This window comes from Planomonospora alba (assembly GCF_039534085.1).
Taxonomy (GTDB): Bacteria; Actinomycetota; Actinomycetes; order Streptosporangiales; family Streptosporangiaceae; genus Planomonospora_B; species Planomonospora_B alba.
This window is the reverse complement of the sequence record NZ_BAAAUT010000077.1, coordinates 1-20,172: the sequence shown is the minus strand read 5'-3', so window position 1 is coordinate 20,172 and position 20,172 is coordinate 1. Positions and strand designations below refer to the sequence as shown.

Genomic DNA, 20,172 nt, shown 5'->3' with positions numbered 1-20,172 from the left:
ATGGCGCGGCAGAATCGGCGGCATGCTGGAAACCTCGGCGCGCCTGCTGCGCCTGCTCGCCCTGCTGCAGACCCCCCGCGAATGGACCGGCACCGAACTGGCCGAACGCCTGGAGGTGAGCACCAGGACCGTCCGCACCGACGTGGAGCGGCTGCGCGCGCTCGGCTACCCGGTGCACGGCACCCGCGGCGCGGCCGGCGGCTACCGGCTCGGCGCGGGCGCGAGACTGCCGCCGCTGCTGCTGGACGACGAGGAGGCCGTGGCCGTCGCCGTCGGCCTGCGCACCGCCGCGGGCGGCACGGTCGCCGGCGTGGAGGAGGCGTCCCTGCGGGCACTGGCCAAACTGGAGCAGGTGCTCCCGTCCCGGCTGCGCCGCCGGATCGGCGCGCTGCACGCCTACACCGTCCCCGTCCCGCCCGACCGGCCCGGACCCCGGATCGACCCCGAGACGCTCACCGCGCTCGCCGCCGCCTGCCGCGACAGCGAACGGCTCCGCTTCGACTACCGCGGCCACGACGGCACGCCGAGCCGGCGCACGGCCGAGCCGTACCGGCTGGTCAACTGGGGACGCCGCTGGTACCTGGTGGCCTGGGACACCGACCGCGCCGACTGGCGGACCTTCCGCGTGGACCGGATCACCCTCCGGCCGCCCGCCGGGCCGCGCTTCACCCCGCGCGAGCCGCCCGAGGACGTCGCCGACCGCATCCGGCGCGGCGTGTCCTCGGCCGCCTGGCGGTACCGGGCCGACGTCACCGTGCACGCCCCGGCCGAGGCGGTCGCCGAACGGATCAACCCCGCGGTCGGCACGGTGGAGGCGCTCGACGCGGACACGTGCGTGCTGCGCACCGGGGCCGACAGTCTGGAGAGCCTCGCCGTCCACCTCGGCCTGCTCGGCTGCGACTTCACGGTGAGCGACCCGCCCGAACTGGTGGAGCTCCTGCGCGCGCTCTCCGACCGCTACCGGCGCGCCACCGGATAGCGCGGCGCCGCCGTACGGCGCACCGGTACGGCGGGGTCCGGCCGTGTCACCGGTCCGCAAGCGGTTTCCCAGCGCCGCCCCCTAACCTCGTCGCGGCCCCGCGTCCCCCGGTACGGCGGACGCGGGGCCCACAGCACGCGGACGACGGCGAGGAGAGACCTTGACGGAGGAACGCGGCCGGACGACCGCCCCGCACGGAGCACGCGGGGAACGCTCCCCGGCCGAGACGGCCCTGCGCACGCTGCGTGCCCGGCTGCTGGAGCTGCACCGCGGCGACGGCATGCCCGGCATGTGGGAGATCGCCCGCAGGATCGGCGCGTCCTTTGGCCCGTCCTCCGGCGCGGAGGACGGGCCGGAGACGGTGGCCTCGGTGGCGGGCCAGGCGGAGGCGCTCGGGCCCGCCACCGTGCACACGGTGCTGCACTGCCGGATCCTGCCCGCCTGGTGGCAGGTGGAGCGGGTCGTGCGGGCGCTGGGCGGCCGGACCGAGCCGGTGCTGCCGCTGTGGGAGGCGGCCTACGCGGCCTCGCCGGAGCGCGCCGCAGCCGACGCCCCGTACCGGCAGGTGGGCGGCGACCCGCTCACCGGCCGCGGCGACCGCCCGCCGGAGGCGGCGCTGTGGCTGTGGGACCCGGCGATCGGCGGATTCAGGATGCCTTCCGGTTGGAGGGTGCCCGATTCCACGGGCGGATACGAGTATCTGCCCGGCGGCCACCTCGGCCACCGCGGCACCGTCCACGCGATGGCCTACAGCCCCGACGGCGACCTGCTGGCGACCTCGGACGAGCGGGGCGAGGTGCGGCTGTGGGACCCGGCCACCGGCGAGCCCGCCGCCGCACCCCTGACGGGCCACGGCCGCTTCGTCACCCGGCTGGTCTTCCACCCCCACGGCCGCGTGCTGGCCGCCGGCGGCGGCACGCAGGTGCGGCTGTGGGACCTGGACGGCGGTGAACCCCTGGGCGGGCCGCTCCTCCTGGACGGCGGCGTCGCCGAGATCGCCTTCCACCCGGACGGCCGCCTGCTGGCCGCCGTGGACGAGCGGGGCGAGGTGCGGCTGTGGGACCCGGCCACCGGCGAGCCCGCCGCGGCCCCCTTCACCTGCCACGCCGGGCGGACGTGGGCGGTGGCCTTCCACCCCGGCGGCGGCCTGCTGGCCACCGCCGGCAGCGACGACGGCGACGGAACCGGCGCGACGGTGCGGCTGTGGGACCTGGACGGCGGCGAGCCCGTCACCCGTGCCCTCGCGGAGCCGGCCGGCCCGATCCTGCACGCGGTCTTCGACCCCGGTGTCGGCAGACTCGCCGCCGCCGTCGCCGACACCGAAGACGGCAGGGGTCCGCTACGGCGCAGGGCCCGGACGGTGTGGCTGTGGGACCTGGACGGCGGCGAACCCGCCGCCGAGCCGTTCTCATCGCCCAGCGAGGACGTCCGGGCGCTGGCCTTCCACCCCGACGGCCGGCTGCTCGCCGTCGGCGGCGGCCACTCGCGCTATCCCGGCCGCAGGATGCAGCTGTGGGACCCGGGCACCGGCTCCTACCGCATCGTGCACAACGGCGCCCACGACCGGCCCGATGACGTCGAGGTCCTGGCCTTCCACCCCGGCGGCGGCGCCCTGGCCACGGGCGGCGACGCCGGGGTGCAGCTGTGGACCACCCTCGCCCCACCGGTCGGCTCCCCTCTCGTCCACCGGGCCGAAGACGTCCACAGCGTGGTCTTCCACCCCGCAGGCGACCTGCTGGCCACCGTGAGCCGCGAGGGGACGGCGCGGTTCTGGGACCCCGCCACCGGTGAGCCCGCCGCGGTGCCGCCGCTCTCCGGCGGCAAGGTCGTCGAGGTCGCCTTCCACCCGGACGGCCGCCTGCTGGCCGAGGCGGACGGCGAGGGCACGGTGCGGTTGCGGGACGCGGTCACCGGCGAGCCCGCCGGGGCTCCCCTCCCCGAGCACAGTCCTGACCCGTTCATCAGGATCGCCTTCGACCCCGGCGGCCGGCTGCTCGCCACCACCGACTTCACCCTCACGTACTACGACACCCACTACGACAGCGTGGTGTGGCTGTGGGACCCGTTCACCGGAAGGCTGCTCGACTGCCTGCACACCGAGCACCGCATCGAGGCCATGGCCTTCCACCCCGGCGGCGGGCTGCTCGCCGTCGCCGCCGGCGGCGCGGTGCAGCTGTGGGACCCGGCCACCGGGGAACCCGCCGGAGCCCCCCTCCCCGGCAGCCCTCACGCCAGCGTGCCGGTGAAGTCGCTGGCCTTCCACCCCGGCGGCGGGCTGCTCGCCTCCACCACCGGCAGCGCCGGGAGCGGGGTGCGGCTGTGGGATCCGTCCACCGGAGAACGCGTGGGCGGGACCTTCGGCGCGCAGGAGCGCACCGGCATCTCCGCCATGGGCTTCCACCCCGCCGGCGACCTGCTGGCCACCGGCTACAGCGACGGCACGGTGCGGCTGTGGGACCCGTTCACCGGGGAACCCGTCGGCACGCCGATGGCCGGGCACTTCTGCGGCGTCAACGCGCTGGCCTTCCAGCCCGGCGGCGACCTGCTGGCCACCGCGGGCGATGACGGCACGGCCCGGCTGTGGTGCCGCAGGCGCCCCGGCTGACGTCCGAGCCGCCTCCGGCGCAGGCCACCCGCGCGCCCGCCCGCCTCCGGCACGGTCGCCGTACCGGAGGCGGAGCACGCCGCCCGCCGCTCTACGCGGAGGCGTCGTCCTGGGCGGAGGGGCCGTCCTGGGAGGGGACGCGCTCCGGGCGCCCGCCGGGCCCGCCGCCGAACCCGCCCCCTGCCGGGGCCTCCCCGGCCGTCGCGGTCGCGACCTCCGTCGCCGAGCCGAGCTCCCCGGAGGCGGCGAGCCCGCCGATGTCCGTCCCGGCGGCCGTCCCGCCGGTGTGGACGGTGTACTCCTGGCCCGCGGTGACGCCGGCCGAGGAGAAGACGACGCTCTGCACCGCCTTCGGGGCGACGTAGGTCGCCACGACCGTGCCGCCGGAGTCGGCGATCTGCACGGTGGTGCCCGCCGCGACGGCCGTGTCCAGGGTGACGGCCACCCAGCCCTGCGCGGAGCCGGAGTCCGGCGCGACCACCATGCCCGCGCTGCCGGCGGCCAGCAGCACGCCGCCGCTCACCTGGACGCCCCCGTCGGCGTCGAGCGCCCCGTTGCCGGCCCCGGCCGGCCCGTTGACCACGACGGTCCCCCCGGAGACCGCGACGGTGCCGTTGGAGTCGAGGCCGTCGCCGCCGGAGTCGACGACCAGGGTGCCGCCGGTGACGGTGAGGGAGTGATCACCCGCGGCCTCGCCGCCGGGGCCGCCCCACGCGTCCCCCGACCCCTGCTCCGCGGTGCTCCCGGTCGTGCCGCCGGCCGCGTTGACCCCGTCGTCGGAGGCGACGACGGTCACGTCACCGGAGTTCACCGTGATGTGGGCGCCCTCCAGCCCCTCGGCCGAGCGGGTGACCTCGACGGTGCCGCCGTCGACCACCAGGGCGCCCTCGGCGTGCACGGCGTCGTCGCCGCTGGCGGCGGTGAGGTCCGCGCCGTTCAGGTGGACGGCCCCGTTGCTGTGGACGGCGTCGTCGGAGGAGTCGGCGCCGACGGTGCCGCCCTCCAGCACGACGATCACCCCGGCCTTGAGGCCCTTGGCGGAGGTCTCACCGTCTCCGGCGCCGCTGCCGCCGCCGGAGACGGCGGTGAGCGTGCCGCCGGTGACCACCAGGTCGGTGGCGGCGTCGACGCCGTCGCCCCCGGCGGTGACCGTGACCGCCCCGCCGGACACGGAGACGTAGCCCGCCGCGGCGTCCTCGGTGTCGTCGGCCTTGACGCCGTCGCCCCCGGCGGTGACCGTGAGCGTGCCGCCGGAGACGACGACGTAGTCCTTGCCCCGGATGCCGTCGTCGGCCGCGCCGGCGACCGTGACGGTGCCGGACCGCACGACCAGGCCGTCCTTGCTCGCGATCGCGTCGTTGCCGTTGCCGTGCACGGTGAGCGCCCCGCCGCCGGTGACGGTCAGGTCGGCGGCGCTGAAGAGCGCGGCGTTCACCTCGGCGTCCTCGGCGTAGGAGGAGGCGTCGGAGAGGGTGTTCTCGCTGCCGTCGGCCAGGACGACGACGAGCTCCCCGGCCTCGGTGGCGGCGATCGCCGCGGTGGAGGAGCTGGAGATGTCGGCGCCGTCGAGGACCAGCGTGACGGCGGCGTCGGGCGCGTCGACGACGACCTGCCCCTCCAGGGTGCCGGAGAGCCGGTAGACGCCCGCGGCGGTGACCTTCACGGTGGCGCCGTCGACCGTCACCGCGTCCGCTCCGGTCCCGGTGGCGCTCGCCGACCCGCCGGTGAGCGCCACCTCCACGATCTCGGACTCCTCGTAGGAGACGTCGGTGCCGCCGGAGTGGTCGGCCGTGTCGGCGGCCAGCACCTCCGCGGCGCTCTGCGCGGCGTCCGCGGTGGCCGCGGACGCGGCGGCGGATGCGGAGGCGGTGGTGGCGGCCGATCCGGCTCCGGTGGAGCAGCCGGTCAGCGCGGTGGCGGCGAGCAGCGCCGCGGCGAACGCGGCGGACGCCTTCTGGCGGATTCTCATGGTGGTCCTCAGCGGTGCGGGTGGGTCCCGGGTGCGGGAACGGGGAAATGGCGCCGCAGCACGGGCAGCCAGCGGTGGGCGGGCAGGCCGGGCCGGAGCGCGGCCAGCCCTGTGGCGTACTTCGACACCGGGGCGGGGCGGTGCCCCAGCGACCGGAGCAGCCGGTCGGCCTCCGAGGCGGACCGGCCGGACTTCGTCTCGACGATCGCGCGTTCCGGCAGGTGGAGCACGGTCCCGTCGGGCAGCGCCCAGGACAGCTCCGTGTCGACGGTCACCCTGCTGCCGGTGGACGGGACGAAGAGGGTGGTCCGCCGGTAGCGCGTGGTCAGCACGGGGACGAACCGCAGGCCGTCGGCGGGGATCGCGGCCTCGGCGAGCACCGCGCCGGCGTACGCCCGCGCCTCGGCGCCCAGGTGCGACCCGTCACCGGTGTACGGTGTGCGCCGCTTGACGGTCGTGCCGCGCAGCCCCCGGATCTTGACCTCCGTGAAGTGCTCGCCGGAGTCGAGGTAGCCGCGGATCCTGAGCTTGAACCGGCGGCGCCGGCGGCGCGCGGCGGCCAGGTAGCAGTCCAGCTCCGGGGTGTCGAAGTAGACCGACCGGTAGGAGAAGGCGTGCCGCCGGTCGATCCGGAGCACCCGCACGTCGCCGGGCAGGCCGTGCAGGAAGGCCGTCAGGCCGGCCGCCGGGAGGAGGTACTTGCGGTCCAGCCGGGTCAGCAGCGACGCCCGGGCGGTGAGCTCGTCGAGCGTGATGGGGCGGAACCGGTCGAGGCCGTCGGCGGGGATCACGCGGCCGTCACCGCCAGGTCGCGCTCGGCGAGCCCGTCGCGGCCGTCGTGGCCGTCGTGGCCGTCGTGGCCGGGGCGCCGCCCGGCGACGTAGCGGACCTCGGCCAGCGTGCTGTCGTTGACCAGGTCGACGTGCTTGATCGACAGGTTGACGACCCGGCCGCCGAGCAGCACCTCCAGGTGCGAGCGGAGCGCCTCCTCGTCGGTGTGCGCGACGTCCAGGCGGATGGTCTGCTGCCGGTGGCGGCGGAACAGGCGCGGGTGGTCGCCGACGAAGAGCGCGGCGACCACCAGCAGCATCAGGCCGGCGGTCGCCGCGCTCATCGAGCCGCTCAGCCCGGCCAGCAGGCCGAGGGCGAGCGCGGCGAAGTAGTACGCGACCTCGTGCTGGGCGATCTCGTCGGACCGGAGCCTGATGATCGAGAGCACGCCGAACAGGCCGAGCCCCAGGCCCGCCCCCACCGTCGAGGAGCCGAGCACCGCCGACACCGCCAGCACGCCGATGTTCACGCCCAGGAAGGCGGTCACCAGGTCGCGGCGGTGGTGGCGGGGGAAGTAGACCCCGAAGGTGAGCACGGCGATCGCGGCCAGGTCGGCGGCGATCATCATCAGCTGGTTCACGGCTGGTCCTTCGTCCGGAAATCTCGGTACGACGTCCATTCAGCCGGTCGGCCCTGTGCGTCCGCTGTGAGAGCCCTGTGCCGGGGGAATGACTGCGCAGATCCCGCGCCGGGACCGTCAGGTCGTGGCGCGGCGCCTGCGGGTCCTGCCCGGGAGGACACGGCCCGGCCGGTCAGCGGGCGGCCGTCGTGCGGTCCCCGCCTCCGGCGGATCGCGGCGGTTCCGGTCCGCCCGCGCCGGGCTCCGGCGCCGGTCCGCCGCCGGCGAGCGGCAGCCGTACGGTGAACCGCGTCCGGCCCGGCGCGCTCTCGGCCTCCACGGTCCCGCCGTGCGCCGCGACCACCGCGTGCACGATCGCGAGCCCGAGGCCGGTGCTGCCGGCGGCCCGGGAACGGGAGCCGTCGCCGCGGGCGAACCGCTCGAAGACGTGCGGCAGCAGCCCGGCCGGGATGCCGGGCCCGGTGTCGGTGACGTGCAGCACCGCGTATCCGCCCGCTGTGTCCGCCGTGTCCTTACCTGCGCTCTGCTCCGTGTCCTTCGACGGGTCCTTCCCCGCGCCTTTCGCCGTGCCCTGCCCCGTGCCCGCCTCCGCGCCCACGCCGACCGTGACGACGGTGCCCTCCGGCGTGTGGGTGCGCGCGTTGGCCAGCAGGTTGGCCAGCACCTGGTGCAGCCGCTCCGCGTCGCCGGTGACCGTGACCGGCTCCTCGGGCAGGTCCAGCCGCCAGTCGTGGCGCGGACCGGCGGCGTGCGCGTCGCTGACCGCGTCGACCGTCAGCGCCGTCAGGTCGACCGGCTCGCGGGCGAGCGGCCGCCCCGCGTCCAGCCGGGCGAGCAGCAGCATGTCCTCCACCAGGGACGTCATCCGCCGCGCCTCGGACTCCACCCGGCGCAGCACGTGCGCCACCTCCGGCGGAACCGCCTGGCCGCCGCGCCGGCCCAGCTCGGCGTAGCCGCGGATCGCCGCCAGCGGGGTGCGCAGCTCGTGGCTGGCGTCGGCGACGAACTGGCGCACCTGCGTCTCGCTGGCCTGCCGCGCGGCCAGCGCGTCGCCCACGTGGTCGAGCATCCGGTTCAGCGCCGCGCCGACCCGGCCGGCCTCGGTGCGCTCGTCGGCGTCCTCCTCGGCGACCCGCTCCGGCAGCTCCACCGCGCCGCGGTGCAGGGTCAGCCGCGAGACCCGGGTGGCGGTGTCCGCCACCCGCGACAGCGGCCGCAGCGCCCGTCGCACGATCACCACCCCGGCGTAGCCCGCCACCAGCAGCACCAGCACGGTCGCCCCGGTCACGACGGCGGCCACCCGGTAGAGCGTCTCCCGCGTCTCGGCCAGCGGCAGCCCGGTGACCAGCACCGCGCCGTCCGGCATGGAGCGCGCGACCACGCGGTAGTCGCCCAGTCCGCCGAGGTCGTAGGTGGCCGGGGCGGCGTCCACCGGCACCGACAGCAACGTCGCGTCCAACGCGCCGACCTCCGGCTCGGCCTGCCCCTGCTCCACCAGCACGGCGGCGCTGACGACCCGGCCCTCGCAGATCCGCGCCGCCAGCGTGCCGATGGCCTGGCCCCGGGGGAACTCCCGCTCCCGCGGCTGCGCGCAGCCGGACGGGTCGGCACCGCCCGGCTCCCGGCCGTCCGCCTCCTGCCCGGGCTCGGCCGCGAACCCGCGCGGAGCCCGGCCCGCCGCCGCCGCCAGCTGGTCGTCGACCCGGCCGTAGAGCACCCTGGCCAGGGTCGTCTCGGTGGCCACCCCGACGGCCAGGAACGCCAGGGTCAGCAGCGCGAGCATCGCCGCGACCAGCCGGGCCCGCAGCGACCAGCCCGACCACCCCCGCCGGCGGCTCGCCCGGCGCGGACCGGGCGGCGTCCCGGTCCCCCGGTCCGCCGGAGCCCCGGCCGCCGGGTCCCGCGGCCCCCCGGGCACCGGGGCCGGAGGCTCAGTCGCCGGGCCTGAGGACATAACCGGCGCCGCGCAACGTGTGGATCATCGGTGACCGGCCGGCGTCGATCTTCTTGCGCAGGTACGAGACGTACAGCTCCACCACGTTCGCCTGCCCGCCGAAGTCGTAGTTCCAGACCCGGTCCAGGATCTGCGCCTTGCTGAGCACCCGGCGCGGGTTGCGCATCAGGAAGCGCAGCAGCTCGAACTCCGTGGCCGTCAGGGTGATCTCGTCGCCGCCCCGCCGCACCTCGTGGCTGTCCTCGTCCATGACCAGGTCGCCGACGACGAGCAGGGAGTCGGGCCGCGTGTCCGAGCGGGCGGCCCGGCGCATCAGCCCCCGCAGCCGCGCCACGACCTCCTCCAGGCTGAACGGCTTGGTCACGTAGTCGTCGCCGCCGGCCGTCAGCCCGGTGATGCGGTCCTCCACCGAGTCCTTCGCGGTCAGGAACAGCACCGGCACGTCCGGCTCGTCCCCGCGGAGCCGGCGCAGCACCTCCAGCCCGTCGATGTCGGGCAGCATCATGTCGAGCACGACGGCGTCCGGCCGGAAGTCGCGCGCGGCCCGGACGGCGCCCAGGCCGTCGCCGGCGCTGCGCACCTCCCAGCCCTCGTAGCGCAGCGCCATCGTGAGCAGTTCCGCCAGGGTGGGCTCGTCGTCCACCACCAGCACCCGGAGCGGACCGCCGTCCGGCCGGCGCAGCCGCCCCCGGGCGTCCGCATTCGCCATCGTCATGGTCCGATCATCGGCGCCGACCCTGTGACCTTGCCCTTTCCTCCCTGTGTATCACCTGTGCGCCGCGGTGACCTGCGGCGGAACGGCCGCGCGGGGAGGGCGGCTTGCGCCGCACGGCCGGCACCCGCCCCGGCGGGCGGCTCACAGCGGGCGCACAGGCGTCTCATGCCTGACGCTCAGGACCGCCGGTGAACCTGGGGCCAGTCGAGAACGCCAGGAGAGAGCATGAGCGACCACGAGACCCCGCACGGCGCCTCCCGCGGGGAGCCCGGCCCCACGCAGTCCCGTCCCGGCCCGGAAGCCGGACCGACCGGCCCGCAGGAGGCGGCGGTGGCCGGGTCGCCGACCCGGGAGGAGGGGGCGGCGACCGGGCGTCCCGGCCCGCAGGAGGCGGCCGCGCCCGGCCCGCAGGAGGCGGCCGCGCCGCCCGCCCCCGCGCCGGGCACGGGTACCGGGCAGTCCGCGCCGCGCCCGGGGACCGCGTGGTACGAACCGGCGGCACCGTCGGGAGGGTTCCCGGACGGCCCGCGGCCCTGGACCCGCCCCGCCTGGCTGCGCGGCCGTACGGCACTGGCCGGGGCGGCCGCCGGACTGGTGCTCGCCGGCGGGATCGGCGGGTTCGCGCTGGGGCACCTGACGGCCGGCCACGGCGCCCGGCACGCCGGACCGGCCGGCACCGGGCTGTCCCAGAGCGACGACGGCCACCCCCACAGGCGCAGCGCCCCGGGACGGCCGCCCGCGGACGCCGGTAGCGGATCCACGGAGAGCACCGAGCCCAGGTCCGGCCGGGACGGGACCGGCACGGTCTCCGGTCAGGCCTCCACCGGTCAGAGCTAGCGCCGCGGGGCACGGCGGTCCGACCGGGGCGGCCGCCCCTTCGGCGCCTACCCGGCCGGTGCCCTCCCCGTCCGTCTCCGGGCGGGCCGTCCTCCTCAGGTTCGCGTCCCGGCCGCCGATACGGGGGCGATAGGTGTCAGAACCACCGGCGCTCGCACGTGGTCTGCACTGGAGCTCTCACCGGACGGGGCTGCTCATGAAGATGTCGAACCTGCCGATCAGCCGCCGACTGGGCGCGGGGTTCCTCGTGGTCGTGCTCAACATGGTGCTGCTGACCGCCTTCGGGGTGGCGCGGGTGGAGGAGATCAACACCGGGCTGACCACCATCAACGACCTCAACAGCGTCAAGCAGCGCTACGCGATCGACTTCCGGGGCAGCGTGCACGACCGGGCCATCGCCCTGCGGGACGTGGTGACGGCGCCGAGCGCGGCGGAGGCGACACGGGAGACCGAGCACATCGAGAAGCTGGCCGGCGACTACGCCGATGCGGCGGCCGAGCTGACGGCGGTCTTCGCCGACCCCGGAAAGGTCAGCGACGCCGAGAAGAGCGCGCTCGCCGAGATCGAGCGCATCGAACGCCAGACGCTTCCGCTGATCGACCGGACCGTCGAACTGCGGACGGTGGGCGAGACCACCGAGGCGTTCGAGACGCTGGCTCAGGCCAAGCCCCTGTTCGTCGACTGGCTCGCGGCGATCAACAAGCTGATCGACCTCGAGGAGTCGATGAACCAGGCCGAGACCGCGCAGGTGCGTGCCGCCGCCGACGGGTTCCGGACCTTCATGATGCTGGTGTGCGCGCTGGCCATCGCCATCGCGGTCGCCGTGGCCTGGTGGCTGACCCGCAGCATCACCCGGCCGCTGGCCGAGGCGAGCACGGTCCTGGCCGCGGTCGCCGACGGCGACCTGACCCGCCGCGTGAACGCCGTCTCCGATGACGAGGTGGGCCGGATGGGACGGTCGGTGAACACCGCGCTGGAGAAGATCGGCCAGGTCATGGCCGAGTTCACCCGCAGCGCCGACGAACTGGGCGCGACCAGCGGCCGGATCGGCGAGCTGTCGGCCCGCATCGCCGACGGGACGGAGGGCTCCTCGGCCCAGACCGACGTCGTCGCGGGCGCCGCGGCGGAGGTCTCGCGCAACGTGCAGACCGTCGCGGCCGGCACGCAGGAGATGGGCGAGTCCATCCGGCAGATCGCGCACAACGCCACCGAGGCCGCCGGCGTCGCCGGACGCGCGGTGTCCGCGGCGGAGACGACCACCGCCACCGTGGCGCGGCTGGGCGACTCCAGCCGGATGATCGGCGACGTCGTCAAGGTCATCACCTCCATCGCCGAGCAGACGAACCTGCTGGCGCTCAACGCCACCATCGAGGCGGCGCGCGCCGGCGACGCGGGCAAGGGCTTCGCGGTCGTGGCGGGCGAGGTCAAGGACCTGGCGCAGGAGACGGCCAAGGCCACCGAGGACATCGCCAAGCGGGTGGAGGCCATCCAGACCGACACCGGCAGCGCCGTGGCGGCGATCACGGAGATCTCCGAGATCATCACGCGGATCAACGACTACCAGACCACCATCGCCGCCGCCGTGGAGGAGCAGACCGCCACCACGGTCGAGATCAACCGCAGCGTGGCCGAGGCCGCGGCCGGGTCCGGGCAGATCGCCGACAACATCGCCGGCGTGGCCTCCGTCACGAAGAGCACTGCGGAGTCGATCGGGCGGTCGCGGCAGGCGGCGGAGGAGCTGTCGCAGGTCTCCCGGCGGCTGCGCGAGCTGGCGGCGGGCTTCCGCTTCTGACGGCGGACGTCGCCGGAGGTCAACCGGCGCCGCCGGCGCCGATCAGTTCGAGGAAGGCCGCGGCGGCCGGGGACGGCCGGTCGTCCCAGATCAGGTGCTCCACCCGCGTGGGGGCGCCGCGCAGGCGGATGACGCGCAGGTCGGGGAAGCGCGGCGCGTACGCGGCAGGCAGCATGCCCACGCCGAGGCCCTGCCGTACCAGGTCGACCATGAGGTCGGCCGACGACACCTCGAAGGGCACCTCGCGCCGCACCCCCGCGGCCGCGAAGGCCTCGTCCGACTGCACCCGCCCGGCCGCGCCGGCCCGGAAGTCGATGAACGGCTCGTCCGCCAGGCTCCGCAGGTCCGCCTCGCGCTCCGTGCGGTGGTGGTCCGGCGCCACCACGGCGACCAGCTCGCCCGCGCCGAGCCGGCGGCTGCGCACGCCCTTCGGTTCCGTGCGGGGCGGCAGGCCCAGGAACGCGACGTCGACGGCGCCCTGCCGGACCCGCTCGACCAGGGCGTCGCTGCCCGCCGAGGTGAGCGTGATGTGCACCCGCGGATGGCGCCGGCGGTAGTCCCTCAGGGCGACCGGCAGGTCGACGGCCGTCACCGTGGGGATGGCGCCGACGGCGAGCCGCCCGCGGATCTCCCCGCCGGCGGCCGCCACCTCGGCCCGCGCGCGGTCCGCGGCCTCCAGGCACTCCCTGGCCGCGGGCAGGAACGCCTCCCCGGCCGCCGTCAGCCGTACGCGGCGGCTGGTGCGCTCGAACAACCGGGCACCCAGCTCCCGTTCCAGGGCGGCGATCTGATGGCTGAGCGCCGACTGCACCACCCGGCAGCGCTCGGCCGCCCGGGTGAAGTTCATGGTCTCCGCGACCGCGAGGACGTACCTCAGTTGCTGCAGCTCCATCCATTCATCATGGATCACGATCGATCATGATGAAAAGTATGTGTTGGACTGATTGATCGGTCGGCCCGCACCCTTGATCGCATGACGGAAACCCTGAAGCGGGCACCCGTTGCCGCGGCCCCGCCGCGCCCGCCTCACGGGCCCGTGCTCCTGATGCCGGCGGCCACCGGTCACCGCCGCGGGCGCGCTGCCGTCCGCCGCGGTCAGCGCGCTGCGGACGGCCGTCGCCTTCCTGCCGGCCGGGCCGCCGTACGGCCGGCACCGGGCGGCCATCGGCATGTTCGGCCTGGGGCGCTGGAACGCGCCCGGGCCGGCGGGAGCCGGCCGATGCCGTAGGCCGCCCCTCCACCCACGCGCCCATCACGTCGACGATCGGAAAGAAGACCATGCCCCCACGTGACATACAGCCCCGACCGGCCCTGCGGCCGTGGCTGGGCGTCGCCGCGATCACCGCCAGCCTGTTCGTCTTCCTCACCACGGAACTCATGCCCGTCGGCCTGCTCACCCCGGTCAGCACGAGCCTGGACATATCCGTGGGCGCCGCCGGGCTGATGGTCACCCTCTACGGCGTCTCCGCCGGGCTGGGCGTGCCCTTCATCGTGGCCTGGACCAGGCGCGTCAACCGGCGCGTCCTGCTGTCGGCGCTCCTGGTGATCCTGACCCTCGGAAACCTGGTCACCGCCGTCGCGCCGAACTACCCGCTGGTCCTGACGACGCGGCTCGTCATGGGGTTCGCCAGCGGCGTGTTCTGGGCCATCGGCGTCAGCATGGCGATGCGCCTGGTCCCGGAGCGCCACGCCGCCCGGGCCGCCGCGGTCGTCATGTCCGGCATCTCGGTCGCCGCGGTCGCAGGCATACCGCTGGGGACGGCCCTGGAGAGCCTCACCGGCTGGCGGACCACCTTCCTCGTCTGGGCCGGCCTCAGCGCGCTGGTGCTCCTGGCGGTCGCCGTCCTGATCCCGTCGCTGCCGTCGGCGAACGCGGTCCCCGTCCGGGAGGTCTTCGCGCTCCCGCTCAGGAACGCGCGGCTGCGGTCGGTGCTGCTGGCCGTCGTGCTGTTCGTGCTCGGCCACTTCGGCGCGTACACCTTCGTCCGCCCCTACCTGGAGGGCGGCGCCTCGGCCACGCCCCTCTTCATCACCATGGTGCTGATGATCTACGGCGCCGGAGGCGCGGCCGGCAACCTCCTCGCCGGGCACACCGTGGGCAGGAGCCTGAGGGGAAGCTTCATCGCCGGCTGCGCGGGGCTCACGGCGTCCCTGCTGCTGCTGCTCGCGATCGGCCACGGCCCGGCCGGCGCCGTCATCACGATGGTCCTGTGGGGCCTGTCCTTCGGCGTCGTCCAGCTCTCCCAGGTCAACCTGACGCAGGCCGCCGCACCCGAGACCTTCGAGGCCGCGATGTCGCTCAACACCATGGCGTACAACACCTCCATCGCGCTCGGAGCGCTCTTCGGCGGACTGCTCGCCGACCACCTGGGCGTCACCAGCGTCGTCTGGTACGGCGTGGCGCTGACGGCGGCCGCGCTGCTGCTCGCCCTCGGCACCCGCCGCGGGACGGCCGCGCGCGCCGTCCCGGACGACGCGCCGGCGGCCGCCCGCGGATAGGCCGGGCCACCGGCGGCCCTCCCAGCGGGGGACCCCGGTACCTGCCGCACCGCCGAGGTCCCCCGGCTCCGGCTCTCTCAGCGGGAGTCCCCGGCGCCTGCCGCACCGCCGCCCGGCCTGCGGGCCAGCAGGTAGCCCTGCGGGTGCTTCTCCGCCCCCTCGGGCTCGCGCAGCAGCCGGGCGGCCACCTCGAACCCGGCCCCGCCCAGCAGGCCGGCCAGCAGGTCGAGCGGCCACCGGTAGGCGGGCGCCACCTTGTGGTCGTACGGCTCCGCCTCGCGCATCGACCCGTCGCCGGACATGAAGGCCAGCAGCAGGTGACCGCCCGGGGCCAGCACCCGGTGGAACTCCGCGACGGTCTCCGGCAGGTGCTCCGGCGGCGTGTGGATGGTCGAGTACCACGCCAGCACGCCGCCGAGGCAGGCGTCGGGCAGGTCCAGGCCGCTCATCGAGCCCTCGGTGAAGCGCAGGTGCGGGTGCGCCCGCCGGGCGATGGCCACCATCCGCGGCGACAGGTCGATCCCGGACACGCTCACGCCCAGCCCGTGCAGGTACGCCGCCATCCGGCCCGGCCCGCACCCGACGTCGGCGATCGGACCGGCGCCGGAGGCCCGCACCAGCTCGGCGAAGACCCCGAGCATCGCCCGGTCCAGCGGCATCTTCTCCAGCAGGCCGTCGACGAACTCGGTGTAGGGGACGGCCAGGGCGTCGTAGGAGGCGCGGGTGACGGTGATGAAGTCCGGATCGGTCATGGTCGGGCACCGTACCCGCCCCGCGCGGGGAGGGGCCGGGCGAGGTGCGCTTCCACGGCATCAGGGACGGTCGCATCAAGCGGTCGGGTGGAGCAGGACCCGTGGCCGGGAGCCGCCTCCGCCGGACGCGCACCACCTGTCAGGCGTCGAGGTCCGACACCTCGACCACGGTGAGGTCGCCGGAGACCTCCCGGACGGTCTCCTTCCAGCGGTGGTGGTCGAGAGTGAGGATCGGAGTGCGCCGGTTCAGCGCCGTCTCGGCGGTCTGCACGTCCCACAGATGTTCCAGCGAGGTCGCGGTGAGCCGGATCCGGGCCAGTTCGCTGGCGTCGTCGAATTCGACGAGGCCGGCGAGCCTCGCCGACGCGAGCCGGCAGATCCCGCGGATGACGGCGACCTTGTCGGGAGAACCGCCCACGTCGGCGGCGGCTCCGGTCACGGCGAGTGCGGGCACGATCAGGGTGACGCTGTCGGCATCGAACTGCTGGATCATGCCGATGAGCCCGGCGTCGCCGCGGGCGCAGTCGGCCAGGACCGTCACATCCAGGACATAGGCGAGGTCACTCGGCATGTCGAGGTTCCCGAGCCCGGAGAAGTTCCTGAGCGCGGCGGGCACGGCGCCTGCCGCGCTCGAACGCCTCCGGATCCTGCCGGGCGTGTTCCACGGCGGCCTTCCACGCGGCGTCGGCCTCGCGGTCCAGTCGTATCGCGCGCGCCGCAGCCGCGTTGAAGAACGCGGAGACGGACCGGACGTGCCCGGCGGCGACCTCCTGCTGGACGTAGTCGTGAAGATCTTCATCGACGGTGATGGTGATCGGCTTGGTGCTCATATCTTCATCATATGATTCGGAGGCGCGGTCGTCCGTATCCCGTGAAACGGGATCACTCCGATCGGCCGGTCCCGCTCGGCCCGTGTGGGCACCCGGGCATGCCGGCGAACGCCTTCCCGAACGGAGCGGGCCGCCCTGGGGCGGTCCGAGCCCGTGGGGCCGGCCTCTCAACCACACCGGCCGGACGCGGTACGGCGGGCGAGGAGGAAGGCGTGCGGGAGCCTCCGCCCGGACTCCTCGTCCGGGGCGATGACCAGCCGGGCCGCCTCGGTCATCCCGGCCGCGTCCAGCAGCCCGGCCAGCAGGTCGGGCGCGTACCGGTAGGCGGGGCAGGCCGGGTGGTCGAACGCCTCGGCCGGGCCGCCGGAGCCGTCGCAGGCCTGGAAACCGAGCAGCAGGTGGCCGCCGGGCGCGAGCACGCGGCCGAACTCGGCGAACACCGCGGGCAGCCGCTCGGGCGGGGTGTGGATGATCGAGTAGTTGGCGAGCACCCCGGCGAGGGAGGCGTCCTCCGCCGCCAGGGATTCCATCGCCCCCACCGTGAAGCGCAGCTCCGGATGGGCGGCGCGGGCGAGCGCGACCATCTCCGGTGACAGGTCGACGCCGAAGGCGGCCACGCCGAGGGAGCGCAGGTGGGCGGTGACGTGGCCGGGGCCGCAGCCGACGTCCGCGACCGGGCCGTTCCCGCCGGCCCGGACCAGCCCGGCGAAGGCGGAGACCATCGCGTGCATGAGGGGGCTCGCGTGGAAGCGCCCGGGGGCGGTCTCGGCGTAGTGGGCGGCGGTGGCGTCGTAGGCGGCGCGGGTGGCGGCGAGGGGGTCCTGTCCGGTCATGGTGGGGCACGGTAGCCCGCGCAGGCCCTCCCGGGGAAGATCGCCCGGGAGGGCCGGTGCGGAGGCCGGTCGCCCGCGGGGACCGGGTGGCGGCGGCCCGCTCCGCGCCCGTGGCGGGCCGGCCGGTGTAGTGCGGGCGGCCGGGGGAAGACGACGGGTCATGGGACGGGAACGCGACGGGGGGCGGCCATGACCGAGCCCGCCGCCTCCGAGGCGCGCCAGCTCAGCGCGATCCTGGCCGGGCAGGGCGGGGTGCTGGCGGCCGGTGCGGGGCTGCTCTCCGGCCCGCTGAAGATCGCCACCCAGCTGGCCGGGGAGCGGCTGCGGGTGTACGTCCAGCCCGACGGCGCCGAGGGGTGGCACGAGGTGGCCGGCAGCCCGCTGCCGGTCCCCGATCCGGCCGACGCCTCCGACAAGGCGGCCCTCATGGAGCATCTGCGCCTGCACCAGGCGGTCGTCCGCCTCGCCTCGGTCGCGGGCCTGCCGGACGGGCTGACGCCGGAGGCGCTCGACGAGGTGGACGAGGGCGGGGAGTCGACCTAGACCCGTTCCGCTCCCGGGAGGGGTCCTCCGCCTCCGGGCCGGCACCGCCGTCCGGCCTCCGCCGGTCACTGTCCGGCCGGCCGCCGCGAGGACGGCAGCCGCCGCCGCGGGAACGTCCGCATCGCGGGCCCGGACGTCCTCGGCAAGGTCTCTTCCACCCGCCACCTCATCGCCGATCTATGCTCTTGCGCATGGAACTCCGGCAGCTGCGGTACTTCTGCGCCGTGGCCGCCGAGGAGAACCTCACCCGCGCGGCCGAGTCGCTGGGCATCCGCGCCACGTCCCTGAGCCAGCAGATCATCGCACTGGAGCGCGAACTGGGGACCGTGCTCTTCCGGCGCACACCGGCCGGAATGGTCCCCACGGCCGCCGGCCGGGCGCTGGTCCCGCACGCCCGCCGGACGCTTGAGGAAGCGGAGCAGGCCGTCCAGGCCGTGCGGGCCGCTCCCGGACACGGAGTGCTGCGCCTGGGGGTGACACCCGGCGCGCCACCCGATGCGGTGCCGGCCCTGCTGAACGCCCTCCGGCAGGCCGACCTGCGCGACCTGCCGGTGGTCCAGCAGTTGAAGCTCGTGCGCGCCGGAGGGCTGGACGCCGGTCTGATCGTGCTGCCCGCCGACGCCACCGGTCTGCGGCTGTCGGTGATCAGCGACGTACCGCTGGGCGCCCTGCTCGCCGCGCGGCACCGCCTCGCCGCTCGCGCCCGGCTCACCTGGGCCGACCTCGCGGGCCAGGACCTGTTGTGGTTCCAGCGGGACCTGGCGCCCGGCTATCACGACATGGTGCTGGAGACCGTCCGCGCCGCGGGCTGGACACCGCGTCGCCTACGGACCGGTGCGCCCCGCCGCAGCCTGTTCGTGAACGAACTGCTGTACGGCGGGGACGTCGTGGCTTTGCGCCCGCAGTGGGAATCGGCCGAAGGACTGGTATGGCGCCCGCTCGACGGGGCGCCCCGGCTCCGCCACGCCCTGGTGTGGGATCGGTCACACCAGGACGCGCAACGGTTGAGCCGGCTGGCCGCTCACCTGGCGGGTGAGGCCGCTCCTTAGAGGTGTGCGCTCCGGCCTCATGGACGTCTTCGTCCCATCGGCGCTTGGCTGGAGGCCGAACGAGACGGAGGCACGAACATGGCACTGACCCTGTGGGGGTTCATCTACGCCGCGGCGGGCTGCGATCCCGACCGCGACGTCACGGTCGTCGACACCGGCCGCTGCCGTACGGTCCTGGTCGGGGTGGAGCATCCCGAGCAGGCGCTGGCCGTCGCGGCGCGCCTGGCCGCCGACGGCGCGCAGCTCATCGAACTCTGCGGCGCGTTCGGGCCGACCTGGACGGCCCGGGTGATCGAGCGGATCGGCGACCGAGTCCCCGTCGGCGCGGTCGGCTACGGCCCCGAAGCCGTCGACCGCCTCCAGGCCATCTTCTCCTGATCCCGCCGGAGGGCGCGCCTCGCCGTCCCGCCTCTGACCGCGGTTCCCACCCCGGTACGGCCTCGTTTCTGAGTTACGTTAACCGGGCGTTATCGAAACTCAGGAGGGATGAACGATAAATGTTTCGCGTTGCAGTGATTCCTTTCCACGACACGCGAAAGTGATCGGTGATAGCCTCCCGCCCATGATCGACGATTCTGCGGTGGAGGGTGTGCCCGGCGGGACCGGCGACGGACCCGACCGGCGGGGCGGCGCGTGCGTGCACTGCGGGGAACCGTTGCCGCCCGAGCCGCTGGACGAGGAGGGCAGGCGCAGAGGAGGCCGCCCCCGGGTCTACTGCCGTAAATCCTGCGCCGACGCCGCCTCCCGGGCCCGGCGCGCCCAGCAGAGCGCGGTGCTGGCCGAGCCCCTCGCCGAGGCGTCCGCGCTCGCCGACCGCCTGCTGCCCGCCGCCGGGGAGCTCGGCGGCCTGCTCACGCGGCTCGTCGAGCGCCTGGAGGCGGCCGAGAGCGGCGCGCTGGCCCGGCTCGCCGAGGCCGAGGCCGAGGCGGCGGCGGCCCGGGCGGATGCCGAGCAGGCCCAGCACCTGGCCGAGCAGGCCGAGCGCCGCCGCCGGGAGGCCGTCGCCGCCGCCCGCGACGACCGCCAGGCCCGTGAGCGCGCCGAGCGGCTGGCCGCCCGGGCGCGCGCCGAGGCCGAGGAGTCCCGGCTCCAGGCCTGGCGGGAGGTGGCCGCCCAGGAGAGGGCCCGCGGCCACGCCGAGGCCGCCCGGGAGGCGGCGGAGGCCGCCCGCGACGAGATGGCCGCCGCGCTGCTCGCCGTACGGGAGGAGCTGCGCGAGTTGCGTGCCGCCCACGAGGGGCGGGCCGAGCGGCTGGCCGGTGCCGAGCGCGCGATCGCCGAGTCGGTCGCCGAGTGCGCGTTCCTGCGCGAGCAGGTGCGCGACGCCCGGGAGCGGGCCGGGCTGCGGCGGGCGCTGGCGGTGGCCGCCGAGGCCGAGCGCGACCGGGTCCGCGCGGAGGCCGC

Annotated in this window: 18 protein-coding genes and 1 pseudogene; 9 read left to right on the top strand and 10 right to left on the bottom strand. The window is 75.7% G+C overall.

Translation table 11 applies throughout. The features are described from left to right. Nucleotides 1-22 precede the first annotated feature (22 nt). On the top strand, nt 23-979 hold the full coding sequence (locus tag ABD823_RS31045; protein WP_344865854.1) for a helix-turn-helix transcriptional regulator: 957 nt from the start codon (nt 23-25) through the stop codon (nt 977-979). Between the two features lie 160 nt (nt 980-1,139). After that, entirely contained in the window at nt 1,140-3,584 is a 2,445-nt protein-coding gene (locus ABD823_RS31040; RefSeq protein ID WP_344865852.1) for a WD40 repeat domain-containing protein, read from the top strand. Between the two features lie 91 nt (nt 3,585-3,675). On the opposite strand, the gene ABD823_RS31035 is transcribed toward ABD823_RS31040, so the two are convergent. The 5 genes from ABD823_RS31035 to ABD823_RS31015 form a co-directional block, all read right to left on the bottom strand. After that, entirely contained in the window at nt 3,676-5,553 is a 1,878-nt protein-coding gene (locus ABD823_RS31035; protein WP_344865850.1) for a carbohydrate-binding domain-containing protein, read from the bottom strand. Between the two features lie 8 nt (nt 5,554-5,561). Continuing rightward, nucleotides 5,562-6,344 carry a polyphosphate polymerase domain-containing protein gene (locus ABD823_RS31030; protein WP_344865848.1) on the bottom strand — a complete coding sequence of 261 codons (783 nt, stop codon included), beginning with the start codon at nt 6,342-6,344 and terminating at the stop codon, nt 5,562-5,564. Next, nucleotides 6,341-6,964, bottom strand: a complete 624-nt coding sequence (locus ABD823_RS31025; RefSeq protein WP_344865846.1) for a DUF4956 domain-containing protein — start codon at nt 6,962-6,964, stop codon at nt 6,341-6,343. Before ABD823_RS31025 ends, ABD823_RS31030 begins: the two co-directional genes overlap by 4 nt. 172 nt (nt 6,965-7,136) lie before the next feature. Next, on the bottom strand, nt 7,137-8,882 hold the full coding sequence (locus ABD823_RS31020; RefSeq protein ID WP_344865843.1) for a sensor histidine kinase: 1,746 nt from the start codon (nt 8,880-8,882) through the stop codon (nt 7,137-7,139). A 13-nt stretch (nt 8,883-8,895) separates the two neighbouring features. Next, the gene (locus tag ABD823_RS31015) at nt 8,896-9,633 is read right to left on the bottom strand and encodes a response regulator transcription factor (protein WP_344865841.1); all 738 of its coding nucleotides are present in this window, start codon (nt 9,631-9,633) and stop codon (nt 8,896-8,898) included. A gap of 225 nt (nt 9,634-9,858) precedes the next feature. Here ABD823_RS31015 and ABD823_RS31010 point away from each other — a divergent pair, with 225 nt between their 5' ends. Beyond that, on the top strand, nt 9,859-10,470 hold the full coding sequence (locus ABD823_RS31010; RefSeq protein WP_344865839.1) for a hypothetical protein: 612 nt from the start codon (nt 9,859-9,861) through the stop codon (nt 10,468-10,470). Nucleotides 10,471-10,666: 196 nt separating this feature from the next. Further along, nucleotides 10,667-12,262, top strand: coding sequence for a methyl-accepting chemotaxis protein (locus ABD823_RS31005; protein ID WP_344865837.1), 1,596 nt, complete (start codon nt 10,667-10,669; stop codon nt 12,260-12,262). Nucleotides 12,263-12,281: 19 nt separating this feature from the next. On the opposite strand, the gene ABD823_RS31000 is transcribed toward ABD823_RS31005, so the two are convergent. Further along, the gene (locus ABD823_RS31000; RefSeq protein ID WP_344865835.1) at nt 12,282-13,154 is read right to left on the bottom strand and encodes a LysR family transcriptional regulator; all 873 of its coding nucleotides are present in this window, start codon (nt 13,152-13,154) and stop codon (nt 12,282-12,284) included. Between the two features lie 386 nt (nt 13,155-13,540). On the opposite strand from ABD823_RS31000, the gene ABD823_RS30995 reads away from it, so the two are divergent. Beyond that, the gene (locus ABD823_RS30995; RefSeq protein WP_344865833.1) at nt 13,541-14,761 is read left to right on the top strand and encodes an MFS transporter; all 1,221 of its coding nucleotides are present in this window, start codon (nt 13,541-13,543) and stop codon (nt 14,759-14,761) included. Nucleotides 14,762-14,838: 77 nt separating this feature from the next. On the opposite strand, the gene ABD823_RS30990 is transcribed toward ABD823_RS30995, so the two are convergent. From ABD823_RS30990 to ABD823_RS30975, 4 genes are all read right to left on the bottom strand, one after another. Next, a complete protein-coding gene (locus ABD823_RS30990) occupies nt 14,839-15,513 on the bottom strand; it encodes a class I SAM-dependent methyltransferase (protein WP_344865831.1) in 675 nt (224 codons plus the stop codon). A gap of 139 nt (nt 15,514-15,652) precedes the next feature. Continuing rightward, entirely contained in the window at nt 15,653-16,084 is a 432-nt protein-coding gene (locus ABD823_RS30985; RefSeq protein WP_344865829.1) for a hypothetical protein, read from the bottom strand. Continuing rightward, nucleotides 16,074-16,343: a hypothetical protein gene (locus ABD823_RS30980; protein WP_344865827.1), complete on the bottom strand. Its 270-nt coding sequence runs from the start codon at nt 16,341-16,343 to the stop codon at nt 16,074-16,076. The genes ABD823_RS30985 and ABD823_RS30980 overlap by 11 nt, the downstream gene beginning before the upstream one ends. Before the next feature lie 167 nt (nt 16,344-16,510). Beyond that, complete coding sequence (locus ABD823_RS30975) at nt 16,511-17,176, bottom strand: class I SAM-dependent DNA methyltransferase (RefSeq protein ID WP_344865825.1); 666 nt, start codon at nt 17,174-17,176, stop codon at nt 16,511-16,513. 189 nt (nt 17,177-17,365) lie between these two features. Here ABD823_RS30975 and ABD823_RS30970 point away from each other — a divergent pair, with 189 nt between their 5' ends. From ABD823_RS30970 to ABD823_RS30955, 4 genes and pseudogenes are all read left to right on the top strand, one after another. After that, the gene (locus ABD823_RS30970; protein ID WP_344865823.1) at nt 17,366-17,719 is read left to right on the top strand and encodes a hypothetical protein; all 354 of its coding nucleotides are present in this window, start codon (nt 17,366-17,368) and stop codon (nt 17,717-17,719) included. Nucleotides 17,720-17,910: 191 nt separating this feature from the next. After that, nucleotides 17,911-18,768, top strand: a complete 858-nt coding sequence (locus ABD823_RS30965; protein WP_344865821.1) for a LysR family transcriptional regulator — start codon at nt 17,911-17,913, stop codon at nt 18,766-18,768. A gap of 78 nt (nt 18,769-18,846) precedes the next feature. After that, entirely contained in the window at nt 18,847-19,146 is a 300-nt protein-coding gene (locus tag ABD823_RS30960) for a DUF6506 family protein (protein WP_344865819.1), read from the top strand. A 184-nt stretch (nt 19,147-19,330) separates the two neighbouring features. Further along, nucleotides 19,331-20,172, top strand: a pseudogene (locus ABD823_RS30955) (hypothetical protein); the annotation flags it as partial.

Excerpts from the sequence above, each read along its gene's own strand:
- ABD823_RS31045 (WP_344865854.1), top strand. The coding sequence starts at position 23 with ATGCTGGAAACCTCGGCGCGCCTGCTGCGCCTGCTCGCCCTGCTGCAG.
- ABD823_RS31035 (WP_344865850.1), bottom strand. The coding sequence starts at position 5,553 with ATGAGAATCCGCCAGAAGGCGTCCGCCGCGTTCGCCGCGGCGCTGCTC.
- ABD823_RS31015 (WP_344865841.1), bottom strand. The coding sequence starts at position 9,633 with ATGACGATGGCGAATGCGGACGCCCGGGGGCGGCTGCGCCGGCCGGAC.
- ABD823_RS31010 (WP_344865839.1), top strand. The coding sequence starts at position 9,859 with ATGAGCGACCACGAGACCCCGCACGGCGCCTCCCGCGGGGAGCCCGGC.
- ABD823_RS31005 (WP_344865837.1), top strand. The coding sequence starts at position 10,667 with ATGAAGATGTCGAACCTGCCGATCAGCCGCCGACTGGGCGCGGGGTTC.
- ABD823_RS31000 (WP_344865835.1), bottom strand. The coding sequence starts at position 13,154 with ATGGAGCTGCAGCAACTGAGGTACGTCCTCGCGGTCGCGGAGACCATG.
- ABD823_RS30995 (WP_344865833.1), top strand. The coding sequence starts at position 13,541 with ATGCCCCCACGTGACATACAGCCCCGACCGGCCCTGCGGCCGTGGCTG.
- ABD823_RS30990 (WP_344865831.1), bottom strand. The coding sequence starts at position 15,513 with ATGACCGATCCGGACTTCATCACCGTCACCCGCGCCTCCTACGACGCC.
- ABD823_RS30985 (WP_344865829.1), bottom strand. The coding sequence starts at position 16,084 with ATGCCGAGTGACCTCGCCTATGTCCTGGATGTGACGGTCCTGGCCGAC.
- ABD823_RS30980 (WP_344865827.1), bottom strand. The coding sequence starts at position 16,343 with ATGAGCACCAAGCCGATCACCATCACCGTCGATGAAGATCTTCACGAC.
- ABD823_RS30975 (WP_344865825.1), bottom strand. The coding sequence starts at position 17,176 with ATGACCGGACAGGACCCCCTCGCCGCCACCCGCGCCGCCTACGACGCC.
- ABD823_RS30970 (WP_344865823.1), top strand. The coding sequence starts at position 17,366 with ATGACCGAGCCCGCCGCCTCCGAGGCGCGCCAGCTCAGCGCGATCCTG.
- ABD823_RS30965 (WP_344865821.1), top strand. The coding sequence starts at position 17,911 with ATGGAACTCCGGCAGCTGCGGTACTTCTGCGCCGTGGCCGCCGAGGAG.
- ABD823_RS30960 (WP_344865819.1), top strand. The coding sequence starts at position 18,847 with ATGGCACTGACCCTGTGGGGGTTCATCTACGCCGCGGCGGGCTGCGAT.